The organism is Treponema sp. OMZ 799 (genome assembly GCF_024181365.1).
Classification (GTDB): domain Bacteria; phylum Spirochaetota; class Spirochaetia; order Treponematales; family Treponemataceae; genus Treponema_B.
On record NZ_CP051301.1, the window covers coordinates 422,726 to 444,303 of the forward strand.

Genomic DNA, 21,578 nt, shown 5'->3' on the forward strand with positions numbered 1-21,578 from the left:
CCCCCCCCCCCGAAAAATTTACAGACAGCAATAGATAATTTATACTTAGCTTTTTACAATTTAATTGACGGAGAGAAGGAATTTTATAAACTGCCTAGTCAAATATTGCATTTTCTCCTCAGATACAGGTCCGCCCACAGAACAATAACTATGAAATATTTATATCGTGAATTTTACAACGTAAATCAAATAAGGAGAATCAAATGAAAAAAGAAAAAAAACGCTTTTCAATGCGTAAAAAATTAATGATTATTTTTGGTGCTTTAATTTTTATATCGGGATTGGCACTTGCTGTTTTAGGAGTACGCGTTGCTCGCAAAGCCGTGACAGAAAAAGTTGAAGCACACTTAAAAGATAAGGCTTCTGACACTGCATCTATTATTGACGGCAGGATAACGGCTGTGTTCCAATTTTTAGAAGGTCTTGCACGAATGCCCATATTTTCTGATGAAGCTGTTTCATATGTTGAAAAGTCAAAACAACTTAACAAAGAAATAAAATTTATAGATTTTTTATATGATGCGGCTATCGCAGATATAAACGGAAATATGTATACGGAAGACAACAGAGTTATAAATATACATAGTGCCGATTGGTTTAAAATGAGTATTGATGGAAAAAATTTTTTAACGGAACCGTTTATTTCTGTTGTTGATAACAAATTGATTATGACTATTTCCGTTCCGTTATATGATCATACCCGTAATATTATAGGTGTTTTAGCAACAGCTATTCCTGCACAAAAACTTTCTGACGATATTGATGATATCGTTGTAGGAGATACCGGGTACTGTTATGTATTGGGTTTAGAGGGAACTATCATTGCACATAAAAATTCCGAAATTGTTCAAAAGCAAGAAAACTATCAAGAGATAGCAAAAACCGATAAAAGATTTAACTCTCTTGCTGCATTTGAAAAAATGGCGGTAGATATTGATGAGCCGTCAATCGGATTTTATGAATACGATGGAATTAAAAAGATTGCTTCTTATGCTACGATGAAAACTACCGACTGGACTATTATAATAAATGCTCCTGTAGAAGAATTTATGGACACGGTAGATGACTTAAGAAGCCGAATGATGGTTATGGGTATAATAATTTTGGTAATTGCTTTATCCATAACTTTTTTTGTTGCCCGCAGGATGGTCAAACCTATAAATGTCGTAGTGAATGCCCTCAAAGACATAGCTCAAGGAGAGGGGGATTTGACGGTTCGTCTTCCGCTCGTTGGAAATGATGAAATTACGGATTTATCTGAATATTTTAATCAAACTATTTCTAAAATCGGCTCTTCCATAAAAACTGTAGGCGATAACAGTATTGAGATGACCAATATCGGTACTGAACTTGCAAATAATATGATCGAGACTGCCGGTGCCATACAGCAAATAAGTGCCAACATTGAGGGTGTAAAACAACAAGCAATAAGTCAAGCTGCAAGCGTTACGGAAACAGCGGCTACTGTTGAAGAAATTATCCGAACAATAAAGCAGCTTAATTCCAGTATAGATACCCAAGCAGCCAGTGTTGCAGAATCTTCTTCTGCAGTTGAACAAATGGTCGGGAATATTGCTTCCATAACTCAAACCCTCGATAAAACAAATGATGTGATTAAAACTCTCGCAAGTGCTACAGCTGACGGAAAGAATACTATTGTTACCTCAAATGAAGTAACTCAAAAAGTTGCTGAAGAATCAGGCAGTCTTTTGGAAGCTTCTAATGTAATTCAGCATATCGCAAGCCAAACAAACTTGCTTGCAATGAATGCTGCTATTGAAGCGGCTCATGCAGGTGAAGCCGGAAAAGGCTTTGCAGTCGTTGCAGATGAAATTCGTAAGCTGGCGGAAGAATCAAGCACTCAAGGAAAAACCATCACCTCAACTCTTAAAGTCCTCTCAGGAGAAATTGAAACTCTTTCTGCTTCTGCAAAAACTGCAGAAGAAAAATTTAACATTATTTTCAATTTATCGGATCAGGTTAAAACTATGAGTCAAAATTTGATGAACGCTATGCGGGAGCAAGAAAACGGAAGTAAGGAGGTTCTTACCGCTATTCGCGACATCAATATGGTTACTACTCAAGTAAATGACGGCTCTGCCGAGATGCTCAAGGGAGGAGAAACTGTAGCCGGTGAAATGAGAAAGCTGGATGAACTTACACGAATTATAACTGACAGTATGAACGAAATGGCTTCTGGTGCCGTACAAATCACCAACGCTGTACAAGATGTAAACAATATAAGCCAAAAGAATAAACTCAGTATTGAAAACCTTTCGGCAGAAGTAGGAAAGTTTAAGGTGTGATGAAAAAGACATTTATAAAAAGCCTGACAGGAAGGTATAAAACAAAGATACTAACTCACCATATTGACCTAACTGTCAAGGCAATTCAAGTTTCTATAGAAGAAACTCGATCTTCCGTTCCGCTGCCCAAAAAAGAAGACAAAAATGAAAAGGAACTTATATCAACAGATTGACATATTCACATAAAAGGCCTATACTCACACTTGCATCCCGAATTGCGTTAGACGCACGCAAAAGGAGAGGAGTTATGGTAATTCGTATGAATATGTACCAGTCGCTCGGCTTTGCAATCGCTTGGTTGCTGGTCGGACGATTCATTAAGGCGAAGTTCGAGTTTTTTCAAAAGTATTGTATACCTGCCCCGATAGTGGGCGGCTTTTTGTTTGCGCTGATTTCGTTAGCACTTCACGCAGCAAAGGTACTCGACTTCGAATTTGACACAACCCTGCAAACCTATTGGATGGTAATGTTTTTTACCTCTGTGGGCTACAATGCAGGGTTTTCGATTTTAAGAGACGGCGGGAAAAAAGTTTTTGTCTTTTTGGCTGTGGCTGTAGTTTTTGCAATTTTGCAAAATGTTGTAGCTCAAGGAGTTGCAAGGCTGATAAACTTTTCTCCGATGCTCGCCGTCATGCTGGGTTCAACATCCTTTACGGGCGGTTTCGGTACAGCGGCCTCCTTTGCACCGATTGTTGATCCCGAAAGCACCTTGGGAGCCTTATCCCTCGCAGTAGCCGTTCCCACCTTCGGCTCTTTGATAAGCTCCATCTTAGGCGGCCCGGTCGGAGACCGCCTGATAAAAAAATACGGCTTACAGCCTTCAAATGCCAATGAAAGCGTAAGGATCGATGAATCGGGTAATATTATAAAAACAACAAAGGTTGTTAAAAAAATAGAAGCCGTTCATCCGAGCTTTATAAAAAGGCTTTTCTTTAACCCTACAAAAGGCAGGGAAGAAGCTAAAGAAGTCGTAACCGTTCAAGAAGAAGTTATCCACAAAGCCTCCGCAAAAGGTGAAGTCGATAACTCGACAACCAGCTCCGAAAAGCATCTTAGCAGTGAAAAGCTGTTAATGTCATTTATGCTTTTAGTGCTGGCCTCAGGTTTTGGTCTTTTTGTTACCAATTATCTCAATTCTTTGTCGCCCAAATTTAAATTCCCCATTTATATCGGGGCGATGATTTGTGCTGCCGTTATCAGGAACATTGCAGATACTTCAAAAAAATTCAAGATTAATATGGATGAAATTGATGCACTCGGAAATATTTCTTTGAATATGTTTTTGGCTCTCGCCCTTGTTTCGTTAAAACTTTGGCAGCTTGTAAGTTTGGCTGTTCCTCTGATGATTATTTTAAGCGCTCAAATCGTTCTTTTGTATTTTTACACACGCTTTGTTACCTTTAAGGTTATGGGCGGAGATTACGATGCAGCGGTAATTACGGCGGGACACATCGGGTTCGGTTTTGCCGCAACCCCTAACGCCATGGCTAATATGGGCTCTATATGCGAAAAATACGGCTATTCAAAGATAGCCTTCTTTGTCGTTCCTATAGTCGGCTCCTTATTTATTGATTTTTTCAATATAATGATAATTGGTATTACCATAGGCTTGGCCGGATAGGTTTAAAGCTGCTTTTATAAAATCTTAAGATTTCTTAAAGCGTTTTAAAATTATGCCGGCGGTTCGGTCTTTTGTTATAAGCAAAAGACCGGCCCCAAGCCCCGCAAAAATAATAAAAGAAATAAAAAGCGGAACTCCCTGACCGATAATTTTTCCGAATGAAGCAAACGGAGAATAAATCTTATCTTTCAAAAAATAAAGCGGAATTGAAGCAATAATCGAAAAAGCAAATATTTTTGTTATAAATAAAAGAGCCGGAAAGATGAGTCTTTTTACATCCAGGGCATTGTTATTTTTTAAGAAGAATAAAAGGATGACCGTGTTTATAAATGAAGCTATTGTCAGGGCGAGGGCTACTCCGTTTCCGCCCATGGGGCCTACCAAGATAAGGGCAAGCAGAATATTTACGGCAAAGCAGATTATTCCTGCGATTGTAGGCGACTTTGAATCGCTTTGGGCATAAAAGGCCGGTGCGATGATTCTGTTTGCGGCGATTGCAAAAAGTCCGATTATGTGAAAGTTAAAAATTCCCAATGTTAATTTTACCGAAGTATCGTCGAATTTATTGCTCTTATAAATGAGGATAATTAAATTTTCTCCCGATAAAAGGGAGAAAAAGGTTGCCGGTATTGTGATTAAGGCTATCACTTTTATTGCCTGCAATAATATGGTTTGAAAGGCATCCCAATCTTTGCGCAAGGCTATGGCCGACATTTCAGGGAGAATTACCGTGCCTATAGAAACTGCAAAAATTCCGAGTAAGAGCTCTTGCAAGCGCAAAGAGTATTGTAAGCTCGAAGCTATTCCGAGTCCTGCTGAGGTTGCAAGCGAGGTGGAAACTAAGTCGTTTATCTGATAGGCTGCCATGCCGATTATGGTAGGGCCGATAAGGGCCAGTACTTTTTTTGTTCCCGGATTTGAAAGGGTTTTTGCAAGACTTGTGAATTTAAAACTAAAGCCTGTCTTTAGAACAAAGGGAAGCTGAAAAACAGCCTGAACAAGACCGCCTGCAACAACACCGTATGACATTGCAACAGCAGGATCTCCGAAGGGTTTTGCAAAAAGATATGTTGAACTTATGACGATTATGTTGAACAAAATAGGCGTAAAACCTGAGGGAGTAAAAATCTTTACTCCGTTTAAAATGCCTTGAAAAAAAGCTGCAACGGAAATTAAAAATAAATACGGAAACATTATCCGCGTTAAAAAAACGGTAGAATCATAATCTGCAATGTCTTCAAAAAAGATTTTTACTATCAGGGGAGAAAGCACAATGCCCAGTGTTACAACAACGGCAGTTGCAAAACTTACAAGAGTAAAAATAGAACTTAAAAACTCGTTTATTTCTGTCTTTGTACTTTCGGATTCTTCCGCATCCTTGTGCTTTTGCAGGTAGGCATTAAAGGTCGGAATAAAAGCAACGGTTATACTGTTTTCGGCAAATAGCCTCCTAAATAGATTGGGCAGCATAAAGGCTGTAGCAAAGGCATCCGCCAAGGGCCCCGTTCCCAAAAAATGAGACATAGTCATCTGGCGGATAAGCCCTAAAATTCTTGACCCAAAAACCAAAAGAGAAAGTTTTGATCCGCTTTTTACGAGAGATTTGTTTTTATTTTCAACCTTGTCCATAACAATCAAAGATTATACAGGCTTAGGGTTTATAATGCAAGGGCTTACAGATTTACTCGTTAAAACTCCGGTAAATTTATTTCGATTCCGGCCGGATATTCTCCGTCGGCATATTCCGTAATAATAAAATTTCCGTCTTCATTTTTTTTATATATCGGATAAGAGAATTCTACATTGCACAGTACCTTAAAAGGAGGTTCAACTATAGGTATAGAATACGAAGCGGTATGCCGGATGTATGGATTGTTTATTAAAAGAATACCTTCAATGTCAGATCTTTCAGCATCTCCTATTTCATATAAGTTTCCATCGCTGTCTATCAGCCTTATATCATTTAAACTTATCGATGCATCAGAAAAATCTTGGGTGTTTGCCGTAAGAGGAAAAAAGGCTGAAAGAGTAATTTGCTTATTTGCAATGTGTAAGCTGTAAGGTTCAATTTTTATTTTTTGCTCTAACTCTTCGGCCGTATAATTTTGATAAGCCGGTTCTTTCTGTCTCTCTGTATTTCCGCTTTGCCCATCTCTTTTATTTTCTTCCACATTCAAAAAGTCTAAATCAATTTTATGTTTTTTTATCTTGTCGGATAAAACCGATAAACTGACGGATTTTATTTTTCCTGCGGCTCTAAGTTTTGCAATAAAAAAAGGATGATACTCGGTTTTTTCGTGATTTTCGGTTTCGATATAGCGTTCTTTTATATCATAGAAATATTCCGCAAGCCATGGATAGGGCATGTCCATGTTTCGATACCAGAGGTAATGCCGGAAGTCGGCCGAAAAACTTTCAAAGTTTAAATCTTCACCGCCCGTTCCATGTACAACAGCATGTATCTTGTTTGTTTTATAAAATAATTCGTTGGGTTTTTCATTGACCCGATAAGAAAGGCTGTAACCTCGGCGGGAAATATCGTATTTTCTTTCGTATTCGAGTATCTTATCATAAGAAAATTCTTCATCAGCCTTAGTTTCGGTTTCATTGGAATTTTCATCTTCTTCATTTTCATCATCGATATAATCGTCTTTTGTGTAAGAGTAATCGTATTTTATTCCCATATCCCGTATAAAGAAAACCGCTTCATTGTCTTTTATTTCGAGAAGTTTGATATGAAGATTGTCGAAGCTCTTTGTTATGCCGATTTCATTTGCCGTAAATTCAAAATCGCCTACGGATTGCGGAACGGCAACTTGGGCTTCAGCCTTATATATGTTTTCCTTAATCTTATTGAAGCTTATATAATGAGGAAGCGGAATTTGAGCATTATAGTTTATTTTTAAATTGCCGTCATAATCTTCTTCAAAAAAAATATTTTTTAAAATTCGTTTTTTTATTTCGCTTGGATTTAGTTTTATTTTTTCGTTAGAAAAACGGTTGGGAGAGTCTATATTATCAAAAACCCAAGGATAATAAATTACACCCGATCTATAAAGATCTTCATACTTTGCAAAATCTAAAAAGATTTTATCTTGACTATTGTCTTCTTCAATTTTAGGAACACTCACACAGGCTGCAATTAAAGCAATAATTAAAAGTGAGTAAAGACATAAAACGATAATCGATTCCGGTTTCATAAAAAGCTCCTTTTTAGGTAGAATTTCCATCTATTATTTTTTGTAAGTTAATTACCGATTCAATATCCCCTTCCAAAAAAAATTTAAAAGTGTTTTCTGTTGACACAAAATAAAATCGGCATTTACTTGCTTTCTCAATATTTTCATTTATTTTTTTCATTAATTCTTTTAGTTTAAAATCTTTGCTATACGGATAGCATAAGATTGAAAAAATTTCAGGCTTTTCAATGGAATCTTTTTTTAAAAATTCTTCTAATCTCCGTTTTTCATCAGTATTTTTTTTATCGAGAAAACTCTTATCCGAAAAAAGCTGTTCAAGGTCTTTTTCGGTAAACCGCCATTGGGAGCCTATTTTTTTCCTGTAAGTTTGCCTTCTTTTAAGTAATTTTGAATTGTTCTTACACTGAGTTCAAGCATTTCGGCAATCTGATTCATTGTATATAATTTTTCCAAACCTTTTCTCCTTCTTTATAATTTTACAATAAAATTTCTTTGATTACAATCGGGCTTTGTAAGTTTTATGATATCCTTATAATTTTATCGGCATAATTTTCAGGCAAAGCTTCATGAGAAATTATAAAAACTATTTTATTCTTACAAGTGCTTTTTATTGTATTCAAAATTAAGGCAGTACTTTCAGAATCAATATTGGCTGTAACCTCATCAAAGATTAAAACTTCTGCATCCGAATATAAACTTCGGGCTATGGCAAGTTTTTGTTTTTCTCCTCCTGAAAGATTGGCTCCCATATCCATTATCATTGTATCAAAGTTTTTATTTTGTAAAATTGTGGAAAGGAGTACGCTTTCCTTTAGTTTTTCTTCTTTTTCAATTGAATGTTTTTTGTTTAAAAATAAATTATCACGAATTGTTCCATTGATAATTGAATTATTTTGCGGGATATAATCAATAAGAGAACGGAGGCAGCTATTGCTAATAGAAGAAATTGATTTGTCATTTATTGAAATCCCTGCCGATTCTCTAAATTTTACAAGCTGTTTCATTAAACTTGATTTTCCCGAACCGCTTTTTCCCTGCACCCAAACAATATCACCTTTCATAAACTTATCGTTTATATTAGTTTTAAATGTTTGTTCACCTATTCGTATTTCATTTATATCAAATTCGATTGTTTCAATCGATTTGATTTTTTCACCAGAATTTTTTTCTTTTTCCGAATCTAAAAATGCAATAAAATCTTGTGAGACTTTTAAATTATTTTTGTTTAAATTAATATTTGTAATTATGCTGACATTGGAAAAAAATAGGGGAAGTACAATTGTATAAATTACAATCGGTAAAATTTGATTTTCTCCGCTTAAATAATTGTACATGACAAGTAAAATACAAACTGTTTGCAGCATTGAATTAAGCGATGATATAAACGATGAAGAAGTTTGAGCGTATTTGTTCACCTGAGCCATACTTCCGTAAATTTTATTCAATGAAGGTTTTAATTGGTTTAGTAAAATATCATAATCGGGACATTGTTTTAAATAATCCGTTTGATTTACAGCAGAGAGTATTTCTTGGAACCCCGTTGCAGTACAGGTTTGCATAACTTGAGAACGCTTTTTTAATTCGGCATTCAAGGCTTTATAACCTAAATAATTTATTGGAATTAAGGCAAGCAGTATTAAACCGATAATATAATTATCAAAAAATATTGCGATTAAAATAATTATAGTTGTGATTATACTTGACCATATTTGAACGGCATCTCCTGTCATATATATGTACATATTGTTTACAGCCTGTGCCATCCGCTCGATTAAATTCATATTTCCCTGAGAGATAATTGCATCGTATTTTAGCTTTAAAATTTTTTCGATAATATTTTTGGCATTTTTTATATTAAAATGTTTTGCAAAATTTTCACGTAAAAAAATTATAGCTATTTTAAGCAAAAGCATCAGCACCAATACCGATATGATAAGAAAAACTCTTTTTAAATTCATCTCAACATCGGTTCTTGCCCAAAAACTTAGCAGAAAAGGTGCTGCCAAGGATGTCATGGCCGACACAAGGGCTAGAGCAGCCATAGTCATAAAAAAACGCTTATAAGCTTTATTCATAATAAATGATTTTTGTAGACTGTCAATATGATTTTCGTGAATTTTACGGAAACGATTGTTTCATATAGTCTAGTGTTTGAGGGCATAAAAAACTAAGGTTGTAGTAGCCTATTTCATGTTCTATTAAACGATTTTCTTATAGTATCATTGGATTTTTAAATAGTTCCGCCATTTTTGAATGTTGACTTGCAAGTGTTTCGTAGTCGACGAAATTTACAAGAGGTTTTATTGGTCTGTAAATTGACCGGCTAATTTTGTCATCAAATTCATTCTTGCGTTTCTTGTCCGCAACAATGCAAAATCTTGCTCTGAAATCTTGCAGTTCAAAAAATTTATTCAAAGAATTAATTATGTTTGTAGAATGTTCAACTTCATAGAATGCAGTCGGCATTTCACGCTCATTGAACCATATTGTATCAATTGTTTTAGCTCTGTTTGTAATTTTTGGATATGTAAATTCAGGAATATCAGTCATTGTTGATACTTGGCCAAGTTTCTTATCAAGAAATAATTTATTTTTATCTTGTGCAGGAACATATGTTTTCAGATTTTTCATGTTTCCAATATCTACAATCAAACCTTGATAATATGAGTGCGTAAAAGTTTCAATCCGGTCTTTTTCATTTTCCTTGATTTGAAATTTTTTCAAAACTGACTCACGATAATTAGCTAGTGCCCAAAGTCCAGGTTGAATTTTAAAAAACTCATCGCGTCTTTGTAAATAGCAACGGATACTTTCAAACGGTGTTTTTGTTTTCCAAGTGCGTGTATCAACATTTTGATTGAGATAAGCAAGCGTTGCATATCCTCCATTTTTTTGCATTGTTTCGATTATATCATCAACTTGCGTATGCTTTTTTGCCATATTCAAAACCACCCAATAAAATATAGCACAAAATTATTAAAATTTATACTACCCTATGACTGATAATTACCAAATTCCCATCAATCGACAATCCCCTCTTTCTATGCTATAATACCCGATAGAGTAAGCTGAGCTGCATGATAAAAAGATTTTGTTTGTACGGGTTTTTAAAAAATAGCAAGATCGGATCTATCTAATATTTTCCATACCATATTGTTTGTTACTGCAATTCTTCATCATCTGGAACTTCCTAAAATTTTTTGTTATAATATCCGTCATGCAAATAAGCTTAGAAAATATAAAGAATAAAAAAGTAACCGTTATGGGCTTAGGGCTCAACGGCGGCGGGGTTGCGGCTGCCCGATTTTTTGCCCGGTACGGAGCCGAGGTTACCGTAACCGATTTAAAAACTTCTGAAGAGCTAAGACCTTCAATCGAAAAATTATCCTCCTTTGCAAATATAAGATTTGTGCTCGGAGAACACAGAATAGAAGATTTTAAAGAGGCCGATCTTGTTATTAAAAACCCCGGTGTAAAACTTGAAGGGAATGTTTTTTTGGAAGCTGCAAAACAAATAGAATCGGATATTTCCGTTTTTCTCGCTATTTCAAAGGCTCCGATTTTGGCAGTAACGGGGAGCAAGGGAAAGTCCTCCACGGTAAGCGCCCTTTATTACGGGCTTAAAAAATTAGGGTACAATGCTTTTTTGGGCGGGAACATTACGGTCAGCCCTTTAAGTTTTTTTGAAGAAACTGCGCAGAATACTCCCGTGGTGCTGGAGCTTTCCAGCTGGCAGCTTGCCGATTTAAAAACCAAGGGTCTTCTTAAACCAAAGGCTGCGATTATTACGCCCATAATGCCCGATCACTTAAATTGGTACGGCACAATGGAAAAATATGTTGCCGACAAAAAAATCATCTATGAAAATATGGATGAAGCGGATTATCTAATCTGCAACTTTGATGACGGGTGGGGTAAAATTTTTGCAGAAGAAACAAGAGCAAATGTTTTTTGGTACAGCGAGAAAAATTTGCCTGAAGAATGCCGAGGCGTTTTTTTTAATAACCGGCAAGAAGGCGTCTGCAATTTAAATGATGAAGAAAGGCTATTACTTTCAAAAGATGCAAAAGTTCCCGGGCTTAAACTTAAACAAAATGTCTTGAATGCAGGTCTCGCTCTTTTGCTTTACCAAAAATTTCATCAGGCAGAAAATTTAAAAGAAAAGAAAAACAAAGATCAAGCTGAGATTATCCGTAAATTTATGGACGAGTATTCGGGAATTGAGCATCGCTTGGAATTCTTTTATGAAAAAAACGGAATAAAATTTTATAACGATACGGCGGCAACAATTCCTGAAGCTTCTGCCGCTGCCATAGAAGCTTTTGATAAACCGCCGATCTTAATTTGCGGCGGAACAAATAAAAATTTAAATTTTATTCCGCTTGCCGAAAAAGCAAAGCTGACTAAAAGCATCTATCTTCTTGCAGGCACAGGAACGGATCTTTTAATTCCTTTACTTAAAGAAAAATCGGTTGAATATAAAGGCCCCTTTGACGGTTTGGATTCTCTTTTGCTTTCATTAAAAGAAAATTTAGAAGCGGGCGACATTGTAATCCTGTCGCCGGGAGCTGCCTCCTTCGGTATGTTCAAAAACGAATTCGACCGCGGCAATAAATTTAAAGAAAAGGTAAAAGAAATATTTTGCCGATAACTTCAATTAAAGCTTGATACCGATAAAAAAACATACTATAATAAGCTGTGGAGGAATTTATGAAAAAAGCTCTTATTTTTATTGTTTTATTAATGTTGGTAAAGACTTCACCTCTTTTTGCATGTACAGGTTTTGTTGCAGGAAAAAATGCTACTGCAGACGGAAGCCGCATTATAGCAAGAACGGAAGATTTGGAAGGAGCAAAAAATAAGCTTTTTAAGGTTTATCCCCGTAAAGAAAATAAAGAAGCTCTTATTTTTGAAGATCCGTCAGGTTTTAAAATAGCGCTTCCGAAAATAAGTTATAAGTACACAGCAATCTGCGATGCCGACCAAGGCGGAGGAATCTATGATGCCGCAGGCTTTAACGAATACGGGCTTGCAATGAGTGCTACAGTTTCGGCCAATCCCGGAGCTTCAGCCCAAAAGTACGACCCCCTTGTTTCAGGCGGAATATCTGAGGCCTCTATTACTACCGTTGTTCTCCCTTATGCAAAAACTGCGCGTGAAGCTGTTGAACGGACAGCCTCCATAATAGATAAATACGGATCAGCTGAAGGAAATATTTTATTCTTTGCAGATGACAAAGAAATATGGTATATGGAAATTTTATCCGGCCATCAGTATGCGGCAGTCAAGGTTCCCGATGATTCTTATGCAGTTATACCCAACCATTTTTTATTGGGCTATGTTGATGTAAACAGCCCGGATGTAATTGCTTCTAGGAATTTAATTTCTCTTCCGCAGCAAAAAGGATTTTATGAAGAATATGAGGGAAAATTCCATGTTGCCCTTACCTATGCCGATGAGATAGGCGATTATGAAAGAGATAGAATATGGGGCGGCCAAAATAAACTTTCGCCTTCAAAAAAAGTAGAACATGGCCAAGATGTTTTTTCGCTTTGGAGAAAACCGGATAAAAAAATCGGTATAAAGGATGTTATGGAATTACAAAGATACCGCTATGAGGGAACTGAGCTGGATGCCAATGTCGAGGATGACATACGCCCGATCGGAGATCCTACTTCAATGGAATGTCACATTCTTCAACTAAAGCCGAATCTTCCCAAGGCTGTGGGCGGTATAATTTGGCTTGCAATGGCTAACGCCGAACATTCGGTGTACCTTCCGTTCCATGGAAATATAAATGATACAATTTCTTCTTACAAGGTAGATGACGGAGAATTTAATCCCGATTCTTTTTATTGGACAATGAGGGCTATCAACGTTTTTTCTGCACTCGATCGAGAAAAATTCGGCAAGAATATAAGAAAGCTCTGGAGCTCATATGAAGATAAACTTATCAAAGAGCAGTACAAAAAAGATAAGGAACTTACAAGGACATATCAAAAAAGTGGAGCGAAAGCTGCTTCCGAATACGCAACCCGTATCGGCAATGAAACCGCCTCCGAAATCTTTGAAAAAGCAAAAAAAATTTACAAGGAACTTCTTACCTATATGGCTGCCGATGAAGGAAACAAAAGAGAAGAGCCTTTTAAGCCTTCTTTTAAATAACTACTCAATAATAGTTTAAGGAGTATTTTGTATGGGAGGAAAGAAAAAATTGATTTTATTGATAACAGCTCTTGTGCTGCTTATCTTTTTTATTGTGCCGATGGGCATTGCTTACTTTATGTATAAAGATATTTTTTCTGAAAGGTATACAACCGCTTCTCATATGAAACGGCAGATAGAAGAATTTAAAGGTTTGAAACTAAAGCAATATTTTTTTACTTCAAATAAAGGACAAAAACTTACCGCTTATAAATATTATAAAGAAGATAGCAATTATAAGGGGCTTATAATAATAGCTCACGGTTTGGGCGGCGGCGGACATAACTCCTATATGGATGTTGCCGATTATTTAAAAAAAAACTTGGACAAAAAGCGATTTTTTGAACTTGATAAAAAACTGATGGATAAAATAGTTACCTTCTATGATGAGAATTAAATACTTATCACAGCGGCGTTTTTATCTTCAATCTTTTCATGGGTGACGGCAATAATAATTTTATCGGTTATTTGCAAAAGGTTGTGCTCTATTTTTTTGTAAATTTCGCGTTCTACGTTTTTAAAAGGCTCATCCAATATGATAACGCTCTTTGATAAATCCAGATTGCGGGCAAGGTTAAGCCTTCGGGTTTCACCGCCCGAAATGCTTTTTTCATCTAATCCGCCCTTTTCATGCAAAGTATTTGCAAGGGTTAAGGCACAGACAAGATCGAGCTCTTTTTGTTTTTCTTCAACAGGAACAAAAAGATTTTCTTCTATGGTTCCATTAATAATAAAATTTTCTTGCGGAATATATGAAATTTCATTGATAAGTTCATCCTCAGTATAGGAATTGATATCTTTACCGTTAATAAAAATGGAATTATCGGGAGCCGGTAATTCTTTTGTTATAAGTTTTATGAGGGTTGACTTTCCCTTTCCGCTTTCAGCCTGCAAATAGTAAAAGCCGGTTTTAAGCGATATGTTAAAATCGGTAAAAACAGGATTCTCCCCATAAGCAAAATTAAGATTTTTTATTTCTATTGAATTAAAGGGATTTTTAGGTGTCTTAGTTTCTGAAAGAGGGTTTTTAATTTCAAAATATTTTTTATCCAAAATTAAAAGACCTGAACGGATCGAAATAATATTATAGAATAAATTTTCAAAGCTGCTTGCAATAAGTGCATTTAAACCAAGTACGGCAGCAAGTGAGCCGAGTGTTGTTTTTCCTTTTAAAATAAAATAGAATAAAAAGATAATCATCAAAACGGTTATAACAAGGCTGGGAAAATTCACAATATCCAAAAGCAAGTCCCTATTTGTGTTATATTTATATCGGTAGTTTTCATAATTTTCAAATTCTTTTTTTGTGCATTTTACAAAATATTTTTTTGCACGGTTAATAAAAATCGTAAAATGCCCCGTTAAAATATCTTGAATGTAATTATAATAACCTGATCGTTTTTCTATAAATGTATTTGAAAGTTCATCAAGTTTCGGATCGATTTTTTTAAACATTAAAAATGAACAAGACATTGAAACAAAACAAAAAATAATAAACGGCGGAAAAATAAAATACATCGTTACAAGACCAAACATAATTGCATTTATATTATAAAGACTATCCATTAGATTACAAATTGCTTCAGATGAAAAATAATCACAAGAGTTTATAAAAAGTTCATAGTATTTTGTTTTATCCTGATGATGCTCAATTCTGTTTTCGCAAGCCATATAATGCGCAATATTGTTTCTAAGTGTCAATCTGCAATCTTTTCGCAGTTTAGTTTCGGCTAAGTTTTCTATAAATATTATTAGGCCTGCAAGAAAACCGAATGCGGCAAATATAAAAACATATTCAATTTTTCCGTTTCCTTCAATAGTTTTATCAATAGTAATTTGTAAGATTTTTGATGAATAAGTATCTAAAAATGCCGTTATTGCAACCAGTACAAAGGTTATACTAAATAGAAATTTATTTTTCTTTAATAGTTTTAACATTTAATTTTCCTTCCTCCAGATTAAATATATAATCAAATTTTTCGGTATCAATTTCACGATGAGAAATTTCAATATATGTCAATTCCTTGTCATCCAAAAATTTGTTTTGAATAAATTTATAATTTTCAAAGTCAAGACCTGCAAAGGTTTCATCCATAATTATATTTTTATATGAACCTGCAAAAACCCGAGCTAATGCGGTGCGTTCTTTTTCTCCTCCAGATATTTGCATTCCGTCAGTATCTAATGCGGTTATATCGTTATCATAAAATTTTTCAAGCCGTGCAAATTCATAAGGTTCTTTTTGTTTTTTATCTCCAAAGAAAATATTATCTTCAATCGACGTTTTAAAAAGATGAAAATTTTGATTAATAAAATAAAACGGCGGATATTCGTTGTCTGAAGTTTCCTTGCCGTTAAAATATATTTTACCTGTATCGGGTTTTAATAAATTTAAGGCAAGTTTGATCAAAGTAGATTTTCCGCTGCCGCTTTTTCCCGTTAATAGTATTTTATCGCCCTTGTTGATTTGCAAGTTTATATTTTTTAAAACGAAAATATTTTCTCCGTCTTTTGTGTTATATGAAAAAGAAACATCTTTGAATTTAAGAGTCTGAAATTCCTCCGCCGATAAAATTTTATTTTTTTTACTTTTTATGATCCCGTCTATTTTTTCTTTGCTCGTTTTTCCGTAACGCACTTCAATAAAAAGATTAAGCAGCCCTTCAAGCTTTTGCGAAAAAACATTCATATATAAGATTGTAGAACTCAACATACCTATTGTTATTTTGTTTTTTGTAAACAAAAAAATTGCAAATGCTAATCCGGCTGTCGCTAAAAACATTGAAGTTAAAATCATTATCCATTCAAAAACCGTTTTCTTAATTTCTATTTTGCAGCTTTGATTTTCAAATGTATTATTTGCGCTTACTTGACGGGTAAAAAGCAGATTTCTTTTTCCGTTTAGAATATAAAACGGCAGACCTCTTTGGTTTTCGCTTGTCTCGGCATTATATTCTTCTTGTAGAGTAATTTCTTTAGAAGAGATTTTATCGATGTGAGGCTCAATGATTTTTGTAACTAATTTCCCTATTACAAAAGACGAAAGCATAATAATCGGTAAACTAAAATGGAATGATACCAAAACAAAGACCGTCAACAAAATTCCTACAAAACTTGAAGCGATATTAATGCGTCCAAGTAAATATGAGGTTTGTATTTTAGGTATTTGATCTTTAAATGCGGTAAAATAATAATCCGTTCCATGCTTTAAAAAATCTTCAGGAGGAATGTCAAAAATAGCGTCTGAAAGATTTTGACTATAAAAAAGAGCAAATTTCTTGCGCATAAAAAATACGCCTCGTTGACATAGGTGATGAATGACTACAAAAATTATTTCAAGCAGAGCATAGAATATAATGAGTTTAATTTTTTCAGGCGAAGGATCGTTTGTAAATTTATCAATAGCGAACCCAAAAAAATACAAAATACCTGTTGACACTGCCGTTTGGATGGTTTTAAGAATAAAAATTAATATGAAGTACATTTTTGTCTCCTGTTTTATATACACCATATCTTCTGTAAATCAGTAACATACTTATTATATATATATATATATATTATGCAATAGGTAAAGCAAATTAACCCTGAAATACGAGCTGAGTATTTTAAAAAACATCTGAACAAAAAACAATTTTTTGAAAATTGATAAAGACCACTAGACAAAATAGTATTTTTTTATGATAATAATCGTTAAATTTAGATTTTTTAATCTTTTTAACTATATTGTGTGTTTTTTAATCTAAATATTTTATTTTTGGAGGTAAATTTTATGTATAAAAAAATTTTAAATTTTTTATTGTTAGGCACTTTAATTTTATTATTTTTTAGTGCTTGTCCTACAGGTTTAACTCAGAACAATCCATCGGGCCAAGGCAGCGGCGGAAATGATGTAACGATTAAACCTGCTGAAAAAGGGGTAATAAAGGGGGTACTCAAATATGATGAGAACTACCTAGTTGCTTATATCGAGCTTTACAAGAAAAATAAGGAAAAGTGGGAATGTGTTGATTCTACAGTTTCTCGCCTTCAAGATGGCTCATTTGAATTTAAAAACCTTGAAAAAGGGAAGTATCTTATAAAATTTACAGGAGCTGTAGCTACTCCGGAATCCCTTGGCAACTTTATGCAGTGGTATAACGGCAAAAGCAGCTTTGATGCTAATATTATTAATATTACCGATGAAAAAGGTGCTGATCTGGGGCTTATCACAATTTTAAAAAAATCTGTTCTTAGCGTCCAGATGCCAAAACACACATTTAGCCCTACTAATCCGAAAGATGTAAAATATACGGTTTCCATCTTAAACGACAAAAAAGAGCTTCTTGCTAAGCAAAGTTTTAACATAGGTAAAAAATCTTCTATGAATCCCACAATGGAATACTTAACTGATCAGGGTTCTTATTATGTCAAGTTTTCTTATGAGGGCATTAATGAAAACACAAAGGAATATTATGACCTTTGGCTTAAAGAAGAAGCAGGACATACGCCTGAAAATCCAGCCTATACAGTAACAATAAAGGAAGAAGAAGCTTGTAAGGTAAATTTAGAGGGCATAAAACTAATTCAACCCTATCATCCCAAGGGAGATATTAAGGGAATTTTGCAACAGCATGATGGTTCCTCAATGAAAGCTATAAGCACTGAATATAAGGATATTCGCTTGACTGATGTTTTTTTAGGGGAAAAGCGTATACTTGAGTATAAAACCTATGCTTCAAGTCAATCAACTGAACCTATTATTTTAAGATGTTACTATAAAGACGGCGGAACGGCTGTTTTTTCTAAAGATGAGGCAAGTGTTATAACCTATGAAGGTAACGGAAGTGAAGATGTAACATATACCTTTAAATATCCCCAAGCTAAAATAGTTAATTTTACCATGAAGCACAAGGCAGATAACTCAAGTTTTGAAACACCCTATAAGTTTGAAGATGTTGGAAGATATTATGTAAGTAAAATAGAATTTACAGACCCTAAAGGCCAAATTTTATATACAATAAGAGCCTTTGAAGATAAGAAGACAGTAAATTTTAATGCTTTTATGCCCCTTGGACATAAATTTGCATTTAAGTACCTTGAAGGATATCTCTCTGAAAAAAATGAGCATATCTATCTCAACGAGTTCTGGATGGGCAAACAGATTGGAGATGATTTTGATGATAGCTGTATTATGACTATTGAAGCCTCAAAAGATGACTATGATTTATGGTATCCTGATGTAAAAATAAAATATAGCCCCCCTTCCTATGGAGGCAGATATAAGGTATTATTTTCAAAGGATAAAGAAAACGGTAAACCTATAGATATTTTTGATGGTAAAATACTTTTAGCCGGGGATTATTTTGTAAATATAAAACATGAGCCGGGTGAGCATGGCATTGCCTCTACATCGCCTGAGCTTTGGATGAGCGGAAGAGATAAATTCTCTTTAAATAAAGCAGATGGCCAAAAGATAAGGTTTAATATGGGCGAAGAAATCATTAGGATTGAATATCCTGATACAGCTCAGTCCTCGCTTAACTTAAAAGTCAATGATATCTATGGAGACTATTCGGGACACATAGGTCAGGTTGAGTTATATAAGGATCAAAAAGAGACTCCTTTTTTAAGCCTGTCTTCAAATAAGGACTTTTCTTTTAAACATCTACCGCAGGGCTCTTATTATATAAAATTAACACATATCGATACCTATCATGGATATGAATTTTGGTATAATAAAAAACTTGACAAAGAAAATGCCGAAAGGATTGAGCTTAACGGTACTGAGTCAAAAGATTTAATAGTAAATAGACCATATGCCGAACTTAGCATAACGAACGCAGATTTAATGATTCGAGGTTCTACCTATGATAATAATTTTTTCTTCGCCCGCCTATTTAAAGAAGATACAGACTTTAACTCTTCCGACTTTAGATATGACCACGGAATAGCCTTTGGAGCAAAGGTTGAGACAAATCAATATACTCCGGTGAATGAATTATATTTGGCTAAAGATAGTAATTTCCTGCCTTTCGATTCACAGAAACACGGACGAATATTCCCCGGAAAATACTATCTCGGATTCTATGTAGGAGAACGCTTTAAGTACTGGGCTAAACCTTTTAAATGGTTAAAGATGGATGGAGGTCGTGCAAGTCTTACAGATAAGCTTGAAGAGGCTTCTTTAATTGATTTTGGTGTTGATGAAAAAAAAGAATTACCATCAGAAGATATATTTCCCATGGCAAAGCGTAGCCGATATTTTAATATTACAATAAAGGGAGAGAATATCGCACAGATTCCCAATATTGAAAGGGCAAAACTTAGGTTCTATGTTCCAAGGAAGCATAATCCCGATAATGATTTTTTTGTTGAGTCAAAGGAAACGCTCAACATAAATGGAGCTGCCAAGGAAAAGGTTTATCACCCTGCCTTTGTAATATCAGATAAGTGGCTTTTAGCGATAAAGCTAGGATACGATAAAATTTATTATTTCAAGGGAGAACAAAGAAAGGATATTGTAAACTATTTTACAGGTGAATTTACAACTAACAGGGATGAAGCTTATGAGTTCGAGCCGAATAATTCCCATATAAACGATTATGAGGTTACTATTAAAAACTGGAAATTGCTAAACAAAAAAGAATAAGCATTCTACGAAAAAATTAACCGAAGCTCTGTGAAAAGAGCTTCGGTTTTTTATTACATATCCTTAATATCTTTTTCAACCCTATCTATGATGTTCTCCCAAGAATGTTTTTTTATTTCTTCTGCGACAGGGGAATAAAAATCTTTTTGAGATTTAAGTCTTTCCATTTGAAGCATTATTTTTTCGGCAAGGGCTTCGACAAAGGCGGGCTTATCTTCTTCGTATGCTTTGTCTACATCATAGATGCGAGGAAGTTTGACAAATTCGATAATGCCGCTTGTGTTGATTTTTTCGCCGAGAAGGTTTATAAGTCCTTCAATTTCTGTCGTAACTGTAAAAAGGCCGCAGGCTAAGGCTTCAACGGCGACAAGGCCTAAGGCTTCATAGTATGAAGGCAAAATAAAAATATCGTTTTGTTTTAAAATTTTACACATACATATTTGAGATGAAGCATTTACTATTTTTAAATTTTTGCTGTAACCGGCATTTTTTAAAAGAATGTTTTTTTGTTCTTCTGTTGCATTTCCTATCAAAGTCAATTCCGTATTAGGATATTTTTTTAAAATAAGCGGAAGAGTTTTTGCAAGTTCAAACACTCCCTTTGAATCGGATATCTTTCCTGCATAGCAAAGCTTGAATGTTCCGTCAAAGATATGTCTATCCTTATCGTTAAAAATATCGGGGTTAAAGCCTCCTCCCGCCAATTTAATTTTTTCAAGGTTTGCCGAAAAAATATTTTGCACCTCGGCAATATCCTTAGGGCTTACGGTAAAATATAAATCGAGCTTGTCCAAGTTTTGTATGTACCGTGTCTTTATCCAAGGATTTTTTTTAATCTGCCTTATATCCGTACCGTGACTTATACCTATTATTTTTTTGCCGGAAAATATTTTTTTTACCAAAGAGGTTAAAATAAAAAGATGATGACTTATAATGACATCGGGATTGAATTCTTCTTTTGCACGGAGAAGAGTTTTTTCAAAAACCGAAATCCATTTTTGATACATCTCATCATTCATTTCGGAATAGACGATTGAGGCATAGGGCATTATGTCGCTCATTCCTGCAATCGGAAAGGGCAAGTCTTCATTAAAAGCCGTTTTTTCTTCTTGCTCATAATCGGATAAGAATTTAACAGGATATTCTTTTACCCTTCCTTGTAAATTTTCCGGCAGGGACTCATTAAAAGTTTTTTCGGCAAAGGGAAGTTGTGTTCCATAAAGAACGGCGTTTTTATGCCCTTTCTTTATCATTCCTTCGACGAGGGTACTAAAATAAACCCCGCTTCCTGTTTTCATCGGTAATTGTGCAAGGCAGTGAAGTATCTTCAATTTAAATTCTCCTGAAAATCGATTTATAAGTCTATATTATTTTTAATAAATTTACTAGTATATGATATGGAATAAATTTTAGGTGATTGATATAGGAAACCCGTTTTACTCAGGCTTGACAGATTCTAGGTTTTGGCTTAACATAAATATGTGCTTAGGCGATTTTTAGCTTACGGGACAGCTATACTCATTTTGTAAATTGCAAGGAGAGAAAAACTATGGCCTTTTATATCTATGAAAATTGGGTAGCATCTGATAAAGCCATAATTCATTATGGAACATGCCAAT

General features: G+C 34.7%; 15 protein-coding genes. 7 read left to right on the forward strand and 8 right to left on the reverse strand.

Annotation, left to right across the window (positions count from 1 at the left end; translation table 11 throughout):
* Positions 1–203 precede the first annotated feature (203 nt).
* The 3 genes from E4O04_RS01905 (at position 204) to E4O04_RS01915 (ending at position 3,927) form a co-directional block, all read left to right on the forward strand.
* A complete protein-coding gene (locus E4O04_RS01905; protein WP_253709436.1) occupies positions 204–2,306 on the forward strand; it encodes a methyl-accepting chemotaxis protein in 2,103 nt (700 codons plus the stop codon).
* A complete protein-coding gene (locus E4O04_RS01910) occupies positions 2,306–2,479 on the forward strand; it encodes a hypothetical protein (protein ID WP_253685952.1) in 174 nt (57 codons plus the stop codon). The genes E4O04_RS01905 and E4O04_RS01910 overlap by 1 nt, the downstream gene beginning before the upstream one ends.
* Before the next feature lie 74 nt (positions 2,480–2,553).
* Positions 2,554–3,927: a sodium/glutamate symporter gene (locus tag E4O04_RS01915; protein WP_253709439.1), complete on the forward strand. Its 1,374-nt coding sequence runs from the start codon at positions 2,554–2,556 to the stop codon at positions 3,925–3,927.
* A 24-nt stretch (positions 3,928–3,951) separates the two neighbouring features.
* Here the strand turns inward: E4O04_RS01915 and murJ are convergent, their stop codons facing one another.
* The 5 genes from murJ to E4O04_RS01940 all read right to left on the reverse strand — a co-directional run bounded on the left by murJ (position 3,952) and on the right by E4O04_RS01940 (position 10,067).
* Positions 3,952–5,556: a murein biosynthesis integral membrane protein MurJ gene (gene murJ / locus E4O04_RS01920; RefSeq protein WP_253709442.1), complete on the reverse strand. Its 1,605-nt coding sequence runs from the start codon at positions 5,554–5,556 to the stop codon at positions 3,952–3,954.
* A 59-nt stretch (positions 5,557–5,615) separates the two neighbouring features.
* Positions 5,616–7,127, reverse strand: coding sequence for a hypothetical protein (locus tag E4O04_RS01925; protein ID WP_253709445.1), 1,512 nt, complete (start codon positions 7,125–7,127; stop codon positions 5,616–5,618).
* Between the two features lie 348 nt (positions 7,128–7,475).
* Positions 7,476–7,580 (reverse strand): helix-turn-helix domain-containing protein, encoded by a 105-nt coding sequence (locus E4O04_RS01930; RefSeq protein WP_253709448.1) that lies wholly within the window; start codon positions 7,578–7,580, stop codon positions 7,476–7,478.
* Positions 7,581–7,645: 65 nt separating this feature from the next.
* Complete coding sequence (locus E4O04_RS01935; RefSeq protein ID WP_253709450.1) at positions 7,646–9,202, reverse strand: ATP-binding cassette domain-containing protein; 1,557 nt, start codon at positions 9,200–9,202, stop codon at positions 7,646–7,648.
* Positions 9,203–9,338: 136 nt separating this feature from the next.
* Positions 9,339–10,067 carry a hypothetical protein gene (locus E4O04_RS01940; protein ID WP_253709452.1) on the reverse strand — a complete coding sequence of 243 codons (729 nt, stop codon included), beginning with the start codon at positions 10,065–10,067 and terminating at the stop codon, positions 9,339–9,341.
* A gap of 277 nt (positions 10,068–10,344) precedes the next feature.
* Here E4O04_RS01940 and murD point away from each other — a divergent pair, with 277 nt between their 5' ends.
* Genes murD through E4O04_RS01955 form a run of 3 tightly spaced genes read left to right on the forward strand, consistent with a single transcriptional unit; the run spans position 10,345 to position 13,728 of the window.
* On the forward strand, positions 10,345–11,778 hold the full coding sequence (gene murD, locus E4O04_RS01945) for a UDP-N-acetylmuramoyl-L-alanine--D-glutamate ligase (RefSeq protein ID WP_253709454.1): 1,434 nt from the start codon (positions 10,345–10,347) through the stop codon (positions 11,776–11,778).
* Between the two features lie 59 nt (positions 11,779–11,837).
* Positions 11,838–13,292, forward strand: coding sequence for a C69 family dipeptidase (locus E4O04_RS01950; protein ID WP_253709456.1), 1,455 nt, complete (start codon positions 11,838–11,840; stop codon positions 13,290–13,292).
* Between the two features lie 31 nt (positions 13,293–13,323).
* Positions 13,324–13,728 (forward strand): hypothetical protein, encoded by a 405-nt coding sequence (locus tag E4O04_RS01955; RefSeq protein WP_253709457.1) that lies wholly within the window; start codon positions 13,324–13,326, stop codon positions 13,726–13,728.
* Here E4O04_RS01955 and E4O04_RS01960 read toward each other — a convergent pair.
* Positions 13,725–15,269 (reverse strand): ATP-binding cassette domain-containing protein, encoded by a 1,545-nt coding sequence (locus tag E4O04_RS01960; RefSeq protein WP_253709460.1) that lies wholly within the window; start codon positions 15,267–15,269, stop codon positions 13,725–13,727. The genes E4O04_RS01955 and E4O04_RS01960 overlap by 4 nt on opposite strands.
* Positions 15,244–16,815, reverse strand: coding sequence for an ATP-binding cassette domain-containing protein (locus E4O04_RS01965; protein WP_253709462.1), 1,572 nt, complete (start codon positions 16,813–16,815; stop codon positions 15,244–15,246). The genes E4O04_RS01960 and E4O04_RS01965 overlap by 26 nt, the downstream gene beginning before the upstream one ends.
* 285 nt (positions 16,816–17,100) lie before the next feature.
* On the opposite strand from E4O04_RS01965, the gene E4O04_RS01970 reads away from it, so the two are divergent.
* Positions 17,101–19,959: a hypothetical protein gene (locus E4O04_RS01970; RefSeq protein ID WP_253709463.1), complete on the forward strand. Its 2,859-nt coding sequence runs from the start codon at positions 17,101–17,103 to the stop codon at positions 19,957–19,959.
* A 53-nt stretch (positions 19,960–20,012) separates the two neighbouring features.
* Here E4O04_RS01970 and E4O04_RS01975 read toward each other — a convergent pair whose 3' ends face one another.
* A complete protein-coding gene (locus tag E4O04_RS01975) occupies positions 20,013–21,290 on the reverse strand; it encodes a glycosyltransferase family 4 protein (protein WP_253709466.1) in 1,278 nt (425 codons plus the stop codon).
* Positions 21,291–21,578: the final 288 nt, after the last annotated feature.